This window comes from Lysinibacillus cavernae (genome assembly GCF_009724685.1).
Classification (GTDB): domain Bacteria; phylum Bacillota; class Bacilli; order Bacillales_A; family Planococcaceae; genus Lysinibacillus; species Lysinibacillus cavernae.
Map to the genome: position 1 here is coordinate 25,023 of NZ_WMEF01000012.1, position 15,193 is coordinate 40,215.

The 15,193-nt window shown below is 37.8% G+C and carries 15 protein-coding genes; 7 read left to right on the plus strand and 8 right to left on the minus strand.

Features of this window, described 5'->3' with window-relative positions; genetic code table 11:
- Window positions 1-100 precede the first annotated feature (100 nt).
- The gene (locus GJU32_RS18955; protein ID WP_008173504.1) at window positions 101-277 is read right to left on the minus strand and encodes a gamma-type small acid-soluble spore protein; all 177 of its coding nucleotides are present in this window, start codon (window positions 275-277) and stop codon (window positions 101-103) included.
- Between the two features lie 70 nt (window positions 278-347).
- On the minus strand, window positions 348-1,406 hold the full coding sequence (gene mutY / locus GJU32_RS18960; RefSeq protein WP_155593488.1) for an A/G-specific adenine glycosylase: 1,059 nt from the start codon (window positions 1,404-1,406) through the stop codon (window positions 348-350).
- Window positions 1,407-1,604: 198 nt separating this feature from the next.
- Here mutY and GJU32_RS18965 point away from each other — a divergent pair, with 198 nt between their 5' ends.
- Window positions 1,605-2,591 carry a metal-dependent hydrolase gene (locus GJU32_RS18965; protein WP_155593489.1) on the plus strand — a complete coding sequence of 329 codons (987 nt, stop codon included), beginning with the start codon at window positions 1,605-1,607 and terminating at the stop codon, window positions 2,589-2,591.
- A gap of 35 nt (window positions 2,592-2,626) precedes the next feature.
- Here the strand turns inward: GJU32_RS18965 and GJU32_RS18970 are convergent, their stop codons facing one another.
- Genes GJU32_RS18970 through recX form a run of 3 tightly spaced genes read right to left on the minus strand, consistent with a single transcriptional unit; the run spans window position 2,627 to window position 4,026 of the window.
- Window positions 2,627-2,896: a YfhJ family protein gene (locus tag GJU32_RS18970; RefSeq protein WP_155593490.1), complete on the minus strand. Its 270-nt coding sequence runs from the start codon at window positions 2,894-2,896 to the stop codon at window positions 2,627-2,629.
- Complete coding sequence (locus GJU32_RS18975; RefSeq protein WP_155593491.1) at window positions 2,897-3,226, minus strand: YfhH family protein; 330 nt, start codon at window positions 3,224-3,226, stop codon at window positions 2,897-2,899.
- Window positions 3,223-4,026, minus strand: coding sequence for a recombination regulator RecX (gene recX, locus GJU32_RS18980; protein ID WP_155593578.1), 804 nt, complete (start codon window positions 4,024-4,026; stop codon window positions 3,223-3,225). The genes GJU32_RS18975 and recX overlap by 4 nt, the downstream gene beginning before the upstream one ends.
- A 230-nt stretch (window positions 4,027-4,256) precedes the next feature.
- Here recX and GJU32_RS18985 point away from each other — a divergent pair, with 230 nt between their 5' ends.
- The 3 genes from GJU32_RS18985 (at window position 4,257) to rlmD (ending at window position 7,467) form a co-directional block, all read left to right on the plus strand.
- Window positions 4,257-5,159, plus strand: coding sequence for a TIGR01777 family oxidoreductase (locus GJU32_RS18985; RefSeq protein ID WP_155593492.1), 903 nt, complete (start codon window positions 4,257-4,259; stop codon window positions 5,157-5,159).
- A 66-nt stretch (window positions 5,160-5,225) separates the two neighbouring features.
- Window positions 5,226-6,050, plus strand: a complete 825-nt coding sequence (locus tag GJU32_RS18990) for a polysaccharide deacetylase family protein (protein WP_155593493.1) — start codon at window positions 5,226-5,228, stop codon at window positions 6,048-6,050.
- 37 nt (window positions 6,051-6,087) lie between these two features.
- The gene (rlmD, locus tag GJU32_RS18995; RefSeq protein WP_155593494.1) at window positions 6,088-7,467 is read left to right on the plus strand and encodes a 23S rRNA (uracil(1939)-C(5))-methyltransferase RlmD; all 1,380 of its coding nucleotides are present in this window, start codon (window positions 6,088-6,090) and stop codon (window positions 7,465-7,467) included.
- A 333-nt stretch (window positions 7,468-7,800) separates the two neighbouring features.
- Here rlmD and GJU32_RS19000 read toward each other — a convergent pair whose 3' ends face one another.
- Both GJU32_RS19000 and GJU32_RS19005 read right to left on the minus strand, forming a co-directional pair.
- Window positions 7,801-8,436: a hypothetical protein gene (locus tag GJU32_RS19000; RefSeq protein ID WP_155593495.1), complete on the minus strand. Its 636-nt coding sequence runs from the start codon at window positions 8,434-8,436 to the stop codon at window positions 7,801-7,803.
- 238 nt (window positions 8,437-8,674) lie between these two features.
- On the minus strand, window positions 8,675-9,859 hold the full coding sequence (locus GJU32_RS19005; RefSeq protein WP_155593496.1) for an MFS transporter: 1,185 nt from the start codon (window positions 9,857-9,859) through the stop codon (window positions 8,675-8,677).
- 370 nt (window positions 9,860-10,229) lie between these two features.
- On the opposite strand from GJU32_RS19005, the gene GJU32_RS19010 reads away from it, so the two are divergent.
- On the plus strand, window positions 10,230-10,415 hold the full coding sequence (locus tag GJU32_RS19010) for an SE1561 family protein (protein WP_036123069.1): 186 nt from the start codon (window positions 10,230-10,232) through the stop codon (window positions 10,413-10,415).
- A 43-nt stretch (window positions 10,416-10,458) separates the two neighbouring features.
- On the opposite strand, the gene GJU32_RS19015 is transcribed toward GJU32_RS19010, so the two are convergent.
- Window positions 10,459-11,259, minus strand: a complete 801-nt coding sequence (locus GJU32_RS19015; RefSeq protein WP_155593497.1) for a YwqG family protein — start codon at window positions 11,257-11,259, stop codon at window positions 10,459-10,461.
- A 190-nt stretch (window positions 11,260-11,449) separates the two neighbouring features.
- Here GJU32_RS19015 and GJU32_RS19020 point away from each other — a divergent pair, with 190 nt between their 5' ends.
- Together GJU32_RS19020 and GJU32_RS19025 are read left to right on the plus strand one after the other, a co-directional pair.
- The gene (locus tag GJU32_RS19020) at window positions 11,450-12,985 is read left to right on the plus strand and encodes a fumarate hydratase (protein WP_155593498.1); all 1,536 of its coding nucleotides are present in this window, start codon (window positions 11,450-11,452) and stop codon (window positions 12,983-12,985) included.
- 298 nt (window positions 12,986-13,283) lie between these two features.
- Window positions 13,284-15,188, plus strand: coding sequence for a heavy metal translocating P-type ATPase (locus GJU32_RS19025; RefSeq protein WP_155593499.1), 1,905 nt, complete (start codon window positions 13,284-13,286; stop codon window positions 15,186-15,188).
- The last annotated feature ends 5 nt before the right edge of the window (window positions 15,189-15,193 follow it).

Sequence of the window (15,193 nt, forward strand, 5' to 3'; positions counted from 1 at the left end):
TTTTTACTTTCCAGAATAATTAGAAAGGGGCTGTCTTTTTCATCTTTTCGGATTTCAGACAGCCCCTTAGAGGTAAATGCAATTATGCAGTTACAAAGTGTTATTCACCTAGATCTTGGTTAGTTTTGGAGAAACGACCTGAAGCTGGAGCTTTTTTTTGCTCTGCTTTAGCATTTTGCTTTTGCACTTCATTTACGTCCGTTTCATAACCAAACTCTTCACTTTGACGTTGCATATTTTTATTCGGTTGGAAATTCTGGTTGTTTTGTTTTTTCATCCTTCATTCACCTCCACGCTAGTTATTGTGTACGGAGGTGAAGATTTTTATGCTCATAAATTTATTATTTTTAGTAGGATTTATTTTCCTGCGATTTGCTTTTTATTTCTTCCCAAATTTTTAACATCGGAACAGGCATTGGCAAAAGTTCTATTTGCTCTCGGGTTAGCCAATCGCCCATGGAAGCAGACTCACATTTCATATAATAGCTATTTATGTGCCATGTTAAATGTGAAAAAACATGCTTAAATGTAAGCAACTCCTGCTTAGCTTGTACATGTATTGTATATTCTTTTGTAAAGTTTTCTACTGACGTATCGTTAGGATCAATCATGGGAAATTGCCATAGATTAGCTAGTAGGCCTTCTTCAGGACGTTGCTGCATTAAAAATCTTCCATTTTCATCTTCAAATATAACAACATCATACGTCAGATGCTTCATTTTTAATTTTTTTGATTTGACAGGTAGTTTTTCTGGTTCGCCTTCATTAAACGCTGTGCAATATTCTCTCACAGGACATAATAAACATTTTGGAGAGGTAGGTGTACAAATTAGTGCCCCAAGTTCCATTAAACCTTGATTAAAAGAGGATGGATTGTCAGGATCAATTAGCTCCTCAACTGCCACCTCAAAAACCTTCTTCGTTTTTGGTAAGGCTATGTCATCATGTATATCAAGCACTCTACTTAAAACTCGCATAACATTACCGTCAACTGCATGTTCGGGCTTGTTATAGGCAATACTTAAAATAGCTCCTGCAGTATAAGGGCCAACACCTTTTAATTTGGATATTTCATGGCGATTGTCAGGTACTACGCCTCCGTAATTATCTAAAACCTCACGAGCACCTGCTTGTAAATTGCGAGCACGGGAATAATAGCCAAGACCTTCCCAATGCTTCAGTAAATATTCTTGTGGTGCTTCCGCAAGCAAATCTAATGTTGGGAAACTTTCCATAAAACGATTGTAATAAGGAATAACTGTGTCAACACGTGTCTGCTGTAGCATCACTTCCGATACCCAAATTTTATAAGGGTCTGTTGTGTGTCTCCACGGTAAATCGCGTTTCTCAGCGTTAAACCAGTCGACTAAAGATTGTCGAAATTCTGTTACATATGGGTAATTCACAGTGACCTCCGATGTTTTTACGATTTAATTTATGATTAAAAGGGTATACAATTAAGAAAAGAACATTCGTATAATCGACAAAAATCGTCTTTCTTGCATGACCGAATGTCAAAAAAACTTAATACACCTTTTATATTATTGAAATAAAGATGTATGCACATTGTACTCGATTTTAATGCATACTAGGAGTGGATATTTTTGGATTCAGGTACACATTTCGTTATGGGTATAGCCCTTGGCGGTCTTGCATTAGCCGACCCTGTAGTAGCTAGTCATTCAATGACTTTTACTGCAGTAATGGCAGGTACAATTATTGGCTCACAAGCTCCTGATGTCGACACTGTGTTAAAACTACGTAATAACGCAATCTATATTCGACATCATCGTGGAATTACCCATTCACTACCTGCTGTGGCGATTTGGCCCATTTTAATTACAGTTGTTTTATCGCTTATTTTGCAAGACGTAAATGTGTTTCATTTATGGCTTTGGACATTTTTAGCTGTTGGGCTTCACGTCTTTGTTGATATTTTTAACGCATATGGTACACAAGCAATACGGCCATTTTCTAGAAAGTGGGTTGCATTAGGTGTTATCAACACATTTGATCCAATTATCTTTTCCTTCCACTGTCTCGGCATTGTGTTATGGGCATTTGGCACAAATCCAGTTTGGACGTTTAGTATCATGTATTTCGTTATTGTGATTTACTATATTTTACGATTCGCTGTTCAAAAAGCAGTAAAAAAAGCTGTTCACAATACGATACAAGATGAGGAATGTGTTATTGTCGCACCAACAATGCGCTTCTTCCATTGGCGAATAGCAGCCAAGTCCAAAACACATTATTATGTCGGGCGAGCATATGGAAGGACTGTTAATATTTACGATAAATTTGAAATTAAGCCTTTACCAAAAACGTCGCTAATCAATGCGGCAATGAAAGATCCTAATTTAGATGCATTTGTATCCTTTTCTCCAATGTACCGATGGGAAATTTCTGAACTCGAAAACGGCTTAACAGAAGTAAGATTAATCGATCTTCGTTATCGTAGTGACAATCGCTATCCTTTCGTAGCAGTTGCACATTTAAACGATGACAATGAAATTATTACATCTTACACGGGCTGGATTTTTACAGAAGATAAACTCCAGAAAAAATTACAAATAGGTGCAAGTAACTAAGCAGTAAACCCTGACCAGTATTGGTCAGGGTTTCGTTATTGTAACATATCATCACTAGCATCTAGTAAATGCACATATTTCGGATTGCGTCCTGCAAACGCGTGTAGTTTATCACCATAGCTTGTAATTAATTGACGTACAAGATTTTCTGTGTAGTCTGCGCCTCGATAGTCATACCCCGCTTTTGCGGCTGTTGATTCAAAATCACTCCATAATAGTTCAACCCAGACGCGTGCACGTCCAGCTGACATTTGTGGGTTTTTTGCAAGCAATTCTGCTGTCAAATTCTCAATTTTTTCTTCCATTTACTTGCCCACCTTTACAGGTGACAGCATAGAAACTGGTAATGCCTCTTGGTACTTATCCCCACCTAAACGGTGTCCCCAAGCAAAGCGTCCCTTCAAATAATCTACTTGGAAAAATTCATTATCCGAACCATCAATACGATACATTTCTCCTGGAACGATCGTATCCAGATCAACTAAATAGGCAGCTGCCATTAAAGCTTTACGCTCAAAAACGGCAAACTCATTGATGATTCCTAGCTGCTCTGCCTTACGCGCTTTCTCTTTTAACATAGCAATTTCCTGACGTAGTTCATGCTCAGACATTGCAGCATAATTTTTTTCGTTCATTCTTCATTCTCCTTCTCTTCTATAAAACGATCTATTACTTCTATAGGAAAACCCTTTTGATAGAGCGCCTGTTTGATTTTCATTTTTAGCTCATAACCAGTATACTTCGCTACGTACTTTTTCCAAACCTTTTCGCCTTGAGCATCGAGTAGTTGCTGCCAGTTATCCTCATCTTGTCCAACCTCTATTTGACTAAGTACCTCTTCAACAATAGGAAATGCATACCCTTTCCTTAGCAGAAAATCTTGGATTTTGGCTTTTATTTGTGTTGGCGTTCTCTTGTTCTCTGATCGAACAATTTTATCAGCTAACTGCATCGCCAGTTTTAATTGTTCGTCAGAACTATATGTAGCAAGCACCTCATCCTGCAAGTTTTTATCAATGCCTTTTTTGATAAGGTCTTGTCTAATGGCTCTCGGCCCTTTTTTCATTGTCGCTTTTTTTGTATCTAGCAAAGCCTTTGAATAATTTTCATCATTTATAAAGCCATATGATTTTAACTTCTGTATTGCCTCTAATACTACGGCTTCTCCGAATTCTAATGCGAGAAGTTTTTTCTTAACCTCATGCTCACTCCGCATTTGATAAGACAGAAAGTTTAATCCCTTATTAAATGCCTTACGTATCTCATCTTCATAGGCAATCTCTTGAATTTCGAATTCATCAAGCACCTTTCCCTTTGTCAAACCAAATTGTAGAAGAATGGCTTCATCAACTGGAAAAGCATATTCCTCATTTAAATAGATATTATAGCGTTCAGGATTGTTTTTTTGACGTGCAATTTTCGTAATCATACGCATAGCAAACACCTCACTATTGTTCATTATAGCATTTCTCGTTTAAGTGAGCTGTGATCTGACGCGAGGACTTCGATTGCATTCCCGGGTATTTTACTTCGTTTCACGGGTATTCCTCTTCCTTCCGCGAGTATTTACTCTCATTCGGGAAAGCACTGTAGATGTTCGCTTTTGGATTAAGTGGTAAACTTATTAGTAAGAATATTTATTCGAGCCGAAAAGAGGTGCTTGTGATGAAAATCGTTATTGCTGGTGGTACTGGCTTTGTTGGAAATGCGCTTATACAGCTTTTGCAAGACAATGGACATGACCTTTTTGTTTTAACACGTCATCAGTCAAGCTTTGAAAAAGGTGTTCACTATGTACAATGGTTACAGCAATCCGAAACACCTTTGCAAGTATTAGAAGGTGCTGATGCCTTTGTTAATTTAGCAGGTGTATCATTAAATAATGGACGTTGGACAAAAAAACAAAAGAAGGCTATTTATTGGAGCCGAATGAATGCGACACTTGAAATAGTGCGTATAATGGAGAGGCTCACAAAAAAGCCTAAAGTACTTGTCAATGCTAGTGCAGTAGGTATTTACCCCACTTCTACACAAGTCATCTATGATGAGAATTTTGCTGATTACGCTACCGATTTTTTAGGTACTACCGTTCATGATTGGGAACGACACGCGAAACGAGCAGAATCATTAGGGATTCGCGTAGCTCTTGCACGTTTTGGTGTCATATTAGGACGAAATAGCGGTGCACTCCCACCTATGCTATTGCCTTACCAAATGCATGTAGGCGGAACTATTGGTTCTGGTGAACAATGGCTATCTTGGGTACATATTGAAGACGTAGCACGTGCTATTTATTTCGCTGTAATCAATGAAACGATTCACGGCCCATTTAATGTAACAGCGCCTAACGCTATGCGGATGAAAGAATTTGGACAAACCATTGCAGCGATCATGAAAAGACGTCATTGGCTACCTGTCCCAAGTTTTGCAATGCGTTTAGCTCTCGGTGAACAAAGTACGCTTGTCTTAACAGGACAACAGGTTTTGCCTACAGTTTTAGAACAACACCATTTTACATTTACATATCCATATTTAAAGCAAGCACTTGAAGACTTATTAAATGCTTAGAAATTAGATTGGATAATTTATAGCTTTTTTACGCATCCTAAATGAAAAAGAAAGGATGCGTTTTTTATGTGGAAACAACATATTGTAGGTGCGGTAATTGCTACTTTTATTATTGCTGCAGGAATTAGCTTTAATCCTTATTTTGCTGCTGGTTCTGATGAACATCATTGGGGCTTTAAACGCGCTAAAAATGGTGAACAGGCAGAGGCAGGGGCACAGCTTGATCAGTTACTCGATCAATATGGTGCTATTTATAAAGGAAAGCCAGATAAAAAAATTGCCTATTTAACATTTGATAATGGCTACGAAAACGGCTTTACCGAAAGTATTTTGGATACATTGAAGAAAGAAAATGTACCTGCAACTTTCTTTTTAACAGGACATTATTTAGACAGCGCCAGTGGTTTAGTGAAACGTATGGTGAAGGACGGCCATACTATCGGGAATCACTCATACGGTCATCCGAATATGGCACGACTCTCTCCAGATGGAATGCGTACAGAATGGCGAAAGTTTGATGGGAAGTTACGTGAATTGACAGGCATCGATCGCACGACATATGCTCGTCCACCAGAAGGAACTTTCAATGCCAAACTTTTAGAAGTGGGAAATGCTGAAGGCTATCGTCACATTTTCTGGTCTGTCGCATTCAAGGATTGGATGAAGGATGAGCGTCGAGGTGCGGATTATGCTTATAATGCACTGATGGAACAATTACATCCTGGTGCCGTTATTTTAATGCACACTGTAGCACAGGATAATGCTGAGGCTTTACCAATGTTTATTGCGGAAGCCAAAAAGCAAGGCTATACATTCTTATCGCTTGACGATTTAGTATTAGAATATGAAGATTTCCCTGTCGCTTTGCAATCGTCTGCTCCTTCGTTATAATGGGGAGATGATATTATAGAGCAGGGACGTGGAACGTTTGACGCAGCAAACAACAATGACCGTGGGACAAAAATTCCCACTAACAATAAAAAGGCTTGGTATTAATGGTGAAGGTGTAGGGTTTTATAAACGTAATGTGGTATTTGTAAAAGGAGCCATTCCTGGAGAAGAAATTACGGCTCAGGTGACGAAAACGCAGCATAATTTTGCTGAAGCAGAAATTTTAGACATTCGTAAAGCTTCAAAGCATCGTCAGGAAGCACCCTGCCCTGTTTACAATGAATGTGGTGGCTGTCAGCTTCAACATATGACGTATGACAAACAGCTAATAGAAAAGCGTGATATTGTCATTCAAGCATTAGAGCGTTATACAAAACCTATAGCTGAAACGATTGAAGTGCGTAAAACACTTGGTATGGATGACCCTTGGCATTATCGTAATAAAAGTCAATTCCAAGTGCGTAAAGAGGGCAAGCGAGTATATGCAGGCCTATTTACTGAAGGTAGCAATAAGTTACTAAATATTAATGATTGCCTTGTGCAGCACCCAGTCACATCTAAAATTACCGTAGCAACACGTAAAATTTTACAAAAATTAAACATCACCATTTACGATGGTCGTACGCTAGATGGTCTAGTGCGTACCATTGTTGTACGTACAGGAATTCGTACTGGTGAGACACAGGTCGTTCTTATTACGACTAGAAAAGAAATTCCCCATTTAGCTGAGCTTATTGCACGAATTAAAAAAATAGATCCGAGTATCGTATCCATTGCACAAAATATTAATCGGGAAAAAACATCATTAATCTTTGGTGATGAAACCCTTGTTCTTGATGGCAAGGAAACGATTCACGAAGAGCTTGGGGAATTGGCCTTTGATTTATCGGCGCGTGCCTTCTTCCAGCTTAATCCAATACAAACTGTTCATCTCTATGATGAAATTAAAAAAGCTGCTGCTTTAACGGGGAAAGAAACTGTAGTAGATGCGTATTGTGGTGTAGGAACAATTGGACTTTGGCTAGCAGATAAAGCAAAAGAAGTTCGTGGGATGGATGTCATTCCTGAAAGTATTCAAGATGCGCGTAAAAATGCGCGCAACCATGGCTTCAAGCATACTAAATATGCAGTTGGTACAGCAGAAAGTGTCCTAGCAAAATGGCGAAAAGAAGGATTTACACCAGATGTTATTACAGTAGATCCACCACGTACAGGGCTAGCACCTGAATTTATTCGAACAGTGCTTAAACTTAAACCTAAACGTATTGTTTATACGTCTTGTAATCCATCCACTTTGGCAAAGGACTTACAGCAACTATCAAAACTGTACAGTATTGAGTACATTCAGCCGGTGGATATGTTTGCACAGACAGCACAGGTAGAATGTGTGGCTAAGCTTGTGTTGAAAAATAACTGATATTAAAAAGGGCGTCTCAAAATAACTTGAGACGTCCTTTACTTGTTATGCACAGCACAGGCTGCCTGGTGGATGATGGACGGTCCAGAAAAGTCGATACCTTAACCAATACCCCAGGATTTAAAAGATTTTTAAATTGTAAACTTTTAACTTTTATGAAAAGAACTTTGACACGTAAGCTTTGAACTTTCATCTTTAACCTTTGAGCTTTCATACCAGTTTAGTTGAAAGTTCTCCTTTGTTTAAGGCATGTTTCACGTTTAAACTCGCACACATGCCTTTAAGCGCGAGCGACTTTTCGTTTTCCATTTTCGCTAGGCCATGCATATTTCACTAAGCTCGCACTTCAATAAATGTTGTGGCATTTGACTCCGATAGGACAGCATCAACCTCTGATTCAAATTCTTCAATACGATTTCTCAATGTCTCTATTTGCTGTTTGACATTCAGTGGATTTATGATTTCATACTCATTTCTTTTCATAAATGTTTCAGTATGTAATTTGACTTCTTCTGGGGATTGTTTATCTTTATTACCTAATATGTTAATTAAATAAGTTTCCAGTTTAGCAGGTAATGCATCATTTTCTTTGGCGACAGTATTTATTGCTGAACGGTATTGATGTTGCATGATTTCTAGCAGGTTCTTTTCATATTGAATAGATTGTTTCCGTTCGATCGCCTCGGCTACAGTCATTTCTTCCTTGCCAACCTTCACCAATGTGCTTGCGTTCGACTGCACAATTAGAGCTTTTATTTTATTTCGATAGCTAATTAAGCCTACCACTTTATCATAAGAGGATTGCATGTGCTTCTCATATTCATGAATATCTACACCATTTATTTTACTATTACTTTTTCGATTAGCTAATACCGAGCTAACTTCATTTGTTGCAGCTTCAATACGTAGATTTAACATTTTTAATTCTGTTAATGCGCGGTGAATAGATAGTTTTTTCATTTCGGTCATGATAAAACCTCCTTCTTAAACAAGTGTTCTTTCATTATAATATAGACAGATTGACAAAGTCCAAAATTTACCTTTTAATTTTTATTTGATTTCATAAGAACTTGCCTGTATAATATTTTTCTAGGTGCCAAACCTATGTAACTTGGACGGAACATCCTTGTTACGCAAAAAACGCCATAACAGCACGGATTTGCTGGGCGTTTTTTGTTTTTGAGCGGGATGATGAGCCCCGCTCTTTTTATTTTGCCATTGAAATTTGTCTGTTCTTTTGACGTCCAAATATGAGTAAAACCAATGCAACAGCTAGCAACAGCATTGCCACAAGTAAAAGGAAGCTATAATTTTTTACATATTCTAAGTAAACTCCACCTAAAAATGGTCCCGTTAAGCTACCAATGCTTAGCGCAATTCCGCAAAGTAAATTCCCTGTAGGAAGTAGCTCCTTTGGTGTTAAATCAGCCATAAATGTAATCCCTAATGAAAACATGGAGCCAACTAATGTACCCGTTAAGAAAAATGCTACAGCTACAGCTAGTTGTGAATGCTCTAAAAAACTAGCAATTGCGAAAATAATAGCGCCACCGAAAGACCCTACCATTAAAATATTCCTTCTTCCCACTCTATCTCCAAGTGCACCAAGTGGCACTTGCGTTAAAATACCACCAAATGTAAAGACAGATAAAATAATAGGGATCATGCCTACTTCAAAGCCTTTACGTAATGCATACACAGGAAATAAGGCATTTAGTGAGGATTCAAGAAACCCATAAACGAAAGGGCCTAAAAATGCAATCCATCCAAATAAAATAGCCATTTTATAACGTTGCCACCCTCTGGCATTTAAGTCGCCCGTTAATCGCTCTGGTTTTTCATTTCGTAAGAAAAATACAAAGGACCATGCAAATAGGCACATAATGGATGATACGATAAACGGTAAAGCCTCAGCAATTTCAATCAGCTGTACCATAAGGGGTCCAACGGCAAAGCCTATGCTAAATGATAAGCCATAGATGGCCATCCCTTTTCCCAAGCTTTTATGATCAGCTGTACTGGTAATCCATGTTTGCGTCGCATAATGCAAGGCATGGTCACCTACACCAATCAGTAAACGAAGCACAAACCAAAAGGTCACACTTTTCCATAATGGAAATGCAAGCAAAGACGCAAAAACAAGTGCTCCACCAATTAAAATAATCGGTTTATAGCCCCACTTCCGTAAGGGCTGTTCGATAAAGGGTGAAATAAGTAATGTACCTATGTATAAGCCTGTCGCGTTCAAGCCATTCAATGCTGAGGATACACCATCACGCTCGAAAATTATAGAAATAAGCGGTAATAGCATACCTTGCGAAAAGCCTGATATGGATACAATTATTACTAAAATGGTAAATCTTTTTTTGCTGTAATCTGAGAAGTACGTCATCTTTTCCTCCAATATCAAGTCATTCTTCCAAAGAACAGCATACCAAAAAGCCTTAGCGCTCACCACATGTGATTTTACGCTAAGGCCTAACTAATACTTATATTCATTTAATTGTATAAACACGAATTTCGGCTTTTGATTATTACCGAGTACTTGTTTAAACTCCCTCCTTTTCGAGTTAGAGTAGTGAATGACTTTTTCAATCAGCTCCTTTACTTTATCTTAAAACAACTTTAACACACATCGTAAATATTGTAAATATTCTGTCTATTTATTTTTAAAATTAATCTCTTAGACCTAGTTGTTTGCCTAAAGATTGAAATTTAAGCCCAAATCGGCTACTATGGAAGGGATGAAATGAGGTGTCCGAATGTCAAAGCCAATCACTGATAAAAAGCAGCAAGTAACCTATTTAAAAGAGCGTCTTGAAATATTTTTAGAAGTATTAGATGCCCTTGATCCTGAAACAGCTGAATTAGAAGATATTGATCGCTTAATTCAAATGATGGATGATTTAGAAGACAAAATGGAGCAATTTAATGCTCGTGAACAATAATGAATAGAAATCAAGCGAGCACATTAAATGCTCGCTTGTTTTTTTAATGACAGTCCCAGTTATATAGTACTTTGCTAAAATCTTTATTTAGTAGTTCTTCCTCCGTAATGAAGAAGTTACCAACGCCACAATCGCCCCAAAGTATATCATCCCCTACACTATCAATCTGTAACAGCATGATTGTAGAGTCAGTATAATCACCGTATGCTCGTGGATCTTCCTGTGTAAAGAACGGATAGCCACCTATTTTCAGACCATCACTAGCCAAAGCATCATAGAAGGCATCCTCTAATGTTTCATCATCCTCTAAGGATGTCAAGATGCTCCCGTACATGTCATTACTTCTAAAATCATTAATCGATAATGGTTCATAATTTGTTTTAAAGGATAATGCCATTTCCCGCTCTACTGGAAAAAACATTTCCTCATCCTCTATTTTTACAAATGAAAAATCTTGCACAAGCTGTGATTCATCATGCACGATTGTTTCATGGAATAGAACACGAAAACCTTCTTGATTTTGTCCATTATCAAAATCCATTCCTAATACATCATCATAACCATCAATATAAAACTGCAATATCCCCTCTTCAGGGAAATTTGGTAGATGCTTCGGTACCTCTGCAAAATTAATTTGAGCTAGAAGCTTTAATGGATGTCCATCATTGTTTTTTGGATACTCCATTGACAGTGGAAAATAAGGGTCTCCTGCAAACTTACTTTGAAACAAAGTTGTTTTACTTACTTCCGTATCAATCAATACAACAGGCTTCATTGTTTCTTCTATTAACGGTTTGTATTGTTCAAATGCTTCCGGTAATTCAAGTGAATTATTAACAGACATACAAATTCCTCCTAATTGTGGGTTTAACCTTATTTTAGAACAAACGTTCTAATAAATCAACTCCCTATCAAAATTATATTAAAATATGCTTTAATTTAGTGCTCTCAGATAAGGACTCTTTTTTTCATTAGTTGAAAAGAGTATAATGTAACGTGGAAATAATCAATTTTTTCTATGGGGGGCAATACCAATGAATCTAGAAACTTTGGAGAAAAGTCTTTACGATTTAATTACTGAAACATCTACGAATTTACCGAAGGATGTACGTCGTGCTATTAAAAAAGCAAAAGAGGCTGAGAGTGCTGGTACTCGTGCAGCAATGAGCTTAGACACAATCTCAAATAATATTATTATGGCAGAAGATAACGTGTCACCAATTTGTCAGGATACAGGTCTGCCAACTTTCAAAATTTATACACCTGTTGGCGTAAACCAATTAGAAATTAAAGCTGCAATTAAAAAAGCAATCAATGATACATCAGCAGATGCAAAATTACGTCCTAATGCGGTGGATTCATTAACTGGTGCAAATAGTGGTAATAACCTTGGTGATGGTTTACCAGTTATGAAGTTTGAACAATGGGAAAAAGATTACATTACAATTAAATTAATTCTAAAAGGCGGGGGCTGTGAAAATAAAAACATTCAGTACAGTCTACCATGTGAATTGGATGGTCTTGGCCGTGCAGGTCGTGACTTAGACGGTATTCGTAAATGTATTTTACACTCTGTATACCAAGCACAAGGTCAAGGCTGTTCAGCTGGTTTCATCGGTGTAGGTATTGGTGGAGACCGTTCTTCTGGCTATGATTTAGCAAAAGAACAATTATTCCGTCATGTTGAAGATACAAATTCAAATCCTGATCTTGCTAAATTAGAAGAGTATGTTGTCAAAACAGCTAACACATTTGGCATCGGTACAATGGGCTTCGGTGGGGAAGCAACATTATTAGGTTGTAAAATTGGTGTAATGCACCGTATCCCTGCTTCCTTCTATGTTTCTGTTGCATATAACTGCTGGGCATACCGTCGTATGGCTGTTGACATCGATCCCAAAACTGGCGAAATTATTAATTGGCACTATCAAGAAGGCGAAAAAATTACCTTTAAAGAAGATGAAGTAGCTGCAACAACTGAAGATACTACTACTGAAGTAGAGCTTACTGCACCAATTACAGAAGAACAAATTCGCTCACTAAAAGTTGGAGATGTTGTTTCTATTACTGGTCGTATGTATACTGGCCGTGACGCTATCCACCATCATTTAATGAGTCATGATGCGCCAGTTGATTTAAATGGTCAAGTTATTTATCACTGTGGACCTGTTATGGCAAAAGATGAAGAAGGCAATTGGACAGTAAAAGCGGCTGGTCCAACTACTTCTATTCGTGAGGAGCCTTACCAAGGTGATATCATGAAAAAATTCGGTATCCGTGCTGTTATTGGTAAAGGCGGAATGGGACCAAAAACGTTAAAAGCGCTTAATGAACATGGTGGCGTTTACTTAAATGCCATCGGTGGTGCAGCTCAATACTATGCAGATTGCATTAAAGGCGTTGACGGTGTTGATTTAATGGAATTTGGTGTCCCAGAAGCTATGTGGCACTTAAATGTTGAAAAATTTACAGCAGTTGTAACAATGGACTCACACGGTAACTCACTACATGCAGATGTTGATAAATCATCATTAGAAAAACTTGCTTTGCATGCGGAAAGAGTTTTCTAATTAAATAAATGTAAGCAGTAACCCGTTTTACTGCACAATATTGTAAGGCACAGAATATTCCTATTGAATAGACTGTGCCTTTTTTCTATTTAACAAACACTTCTTAAACAACCTCTCCTAATTCTTTACGATCATAAAATCTCTTTCAAACTTCCTACTTTATTTTTATATATTCCTTTGTTATAATAATTCTAAATAAAAGAGATGGTAATTGAAATCCATTTTCAATTACAAATTTAATCAAAATGTTTGTATATAAAGGTTTTGATATTGATTTTCATTATCAGGAGGGATATGAATGGAATACTCTAATCGAGAAAATATAAATTTAATTGAGAAAATTAAAGAGCATGCAGAATTACTAGCTGCACTTATAGCAGGTATTTTCATCTTACTAGCATGGCGTTTAGATACCAGCGGACAAACAACAGCTTCTGTTTTACTGTATTTAATTGCATTTTGTATAGGTGGTTTTGCAAAAGCAAAAGAAGGTATCGAAGAAACGATAGAGGATCGAAAGCTAAATGTGGAGCTACTGATGGTACTAGCGGCAATTGGCTCAGCGGCAATCGGCTATTGGACAGAGGGTGCCATTCTTATTTTCATCTTTGCAGTAAGTGGTGCACTTGAAACGTATGCTATGAACAAAAGTCATCGTGAAATATCAGCACTAATGAATTTACAGCCAGAAGAAGCTTGGTTAGTCCGTGGCGGTTTTGAGCCTATGAAAGTAGCAGTTTCTACGTTACAAATAGGCGATCATTTGTTGATTAAACCAGGCGAACGCATCCCAGCTGATGGTGTTATTTTTAAAGGACAATCTTCAATTGATGAATCCGCCATTAGCGGTGAGCCACTACCTGTCTTAAAAAGTGAAGGGGATGAAATATTCGCAGGTACAGTTAACTTGAACGGTGCGATTACAATGGAAATGACAAAAGCAAATTCAGAAACACTGTTCCAAAAAATTATACAGCTTGTCCAAAGTGCTCAAAGTGAAAAGTCTCCCTCTCAACAGTTTATTGAAAAATTTGAAGGGACTTATGTAAAGTTTGTTTTATTAAGTGTTGCAATCATGATGTTCCTTCCCCACTTCTTGCTTGGTTGGGATTGGACAACAACATTTTACCGAGCAATGGTATTATTAGTAGTTGCTTCCCCTTGTGCACTCGTAGCATCCATTATGCCTGCTACACTTGCTGCAATCTCAAATGGTGCGAAAAATGGTGTGCTATTTAAAGGCGGTTTACATTTAGAGCATATCAGTGTTTTACGTGCACTGGCTGTCGATAAAACAGGTACCTTAACACAAGGTAAACCAGTCGTTACAGATTTTATTGTTCGAAATGGCGTAGATCGTGATATGACTTTAGCAATTCTTGCTGGAATTGAGTCTCAGTCAAATCACCCACTCGCCCAAGCCATTACTTCATATGCTAAGGCTGAAGGAATCAGCACATTGCCACAAGCAACAATTGAGGATATTCCTGGCTGGGGTATAAAGGGCACAATTCAAAACAAGGTATATCAAGTAGGAAAACCAGAGTTTGTTGGTGTCCAACTTGCTAATGATTTTGCAAACAGCGCTGCCACAAAACTTGCATCGGAAGGGAAAACAGTTATTTTCATTCGTGATCAACATGGGGTTGTCGCTTTAACAGCTCTAAAAGATACCGTACGCAACGAAGCTAAAAAAGCTGTAGCATTATTAAAAGAGCTTGGCATTCAAGTGGTGATGCTCACAGGTGACAACGAAAAAACGGCTAGAGTTATTGCTAAGGAAGCTGGAGTTACTGAATATGTTGCGGAATGTCTACCTGAAACAAAGGTAACAGAAATGAAACGTTTACTTACAGAACATCAATTTGTTGGAATGGTCGGCGACGGCATTAATGATGCACCTGCACTTGCTACTGCAACCACTGGTATTGCTATGGGTGAAGGTACAGACGTTGCACTAGAAACAGCTGATGTTGTATTAATGAAAAATGATTTATCTAAAATTGCTTATGCTGTACGCTTGTCTCGGAAAATGCAGCGTATTGTGAAACAAAATATATTCTTCTCTATCGGGGTTATTGTGTTATTAATCGCCTCTAACTTTTTACAAGTAGTCGACCTACCTTTAGGTGTAATCGGGCATGAGGGTAGTACAATTCTAGTTATTTTAAACGGTTTACGTATGCTAAATAAAAATGTATAACGACA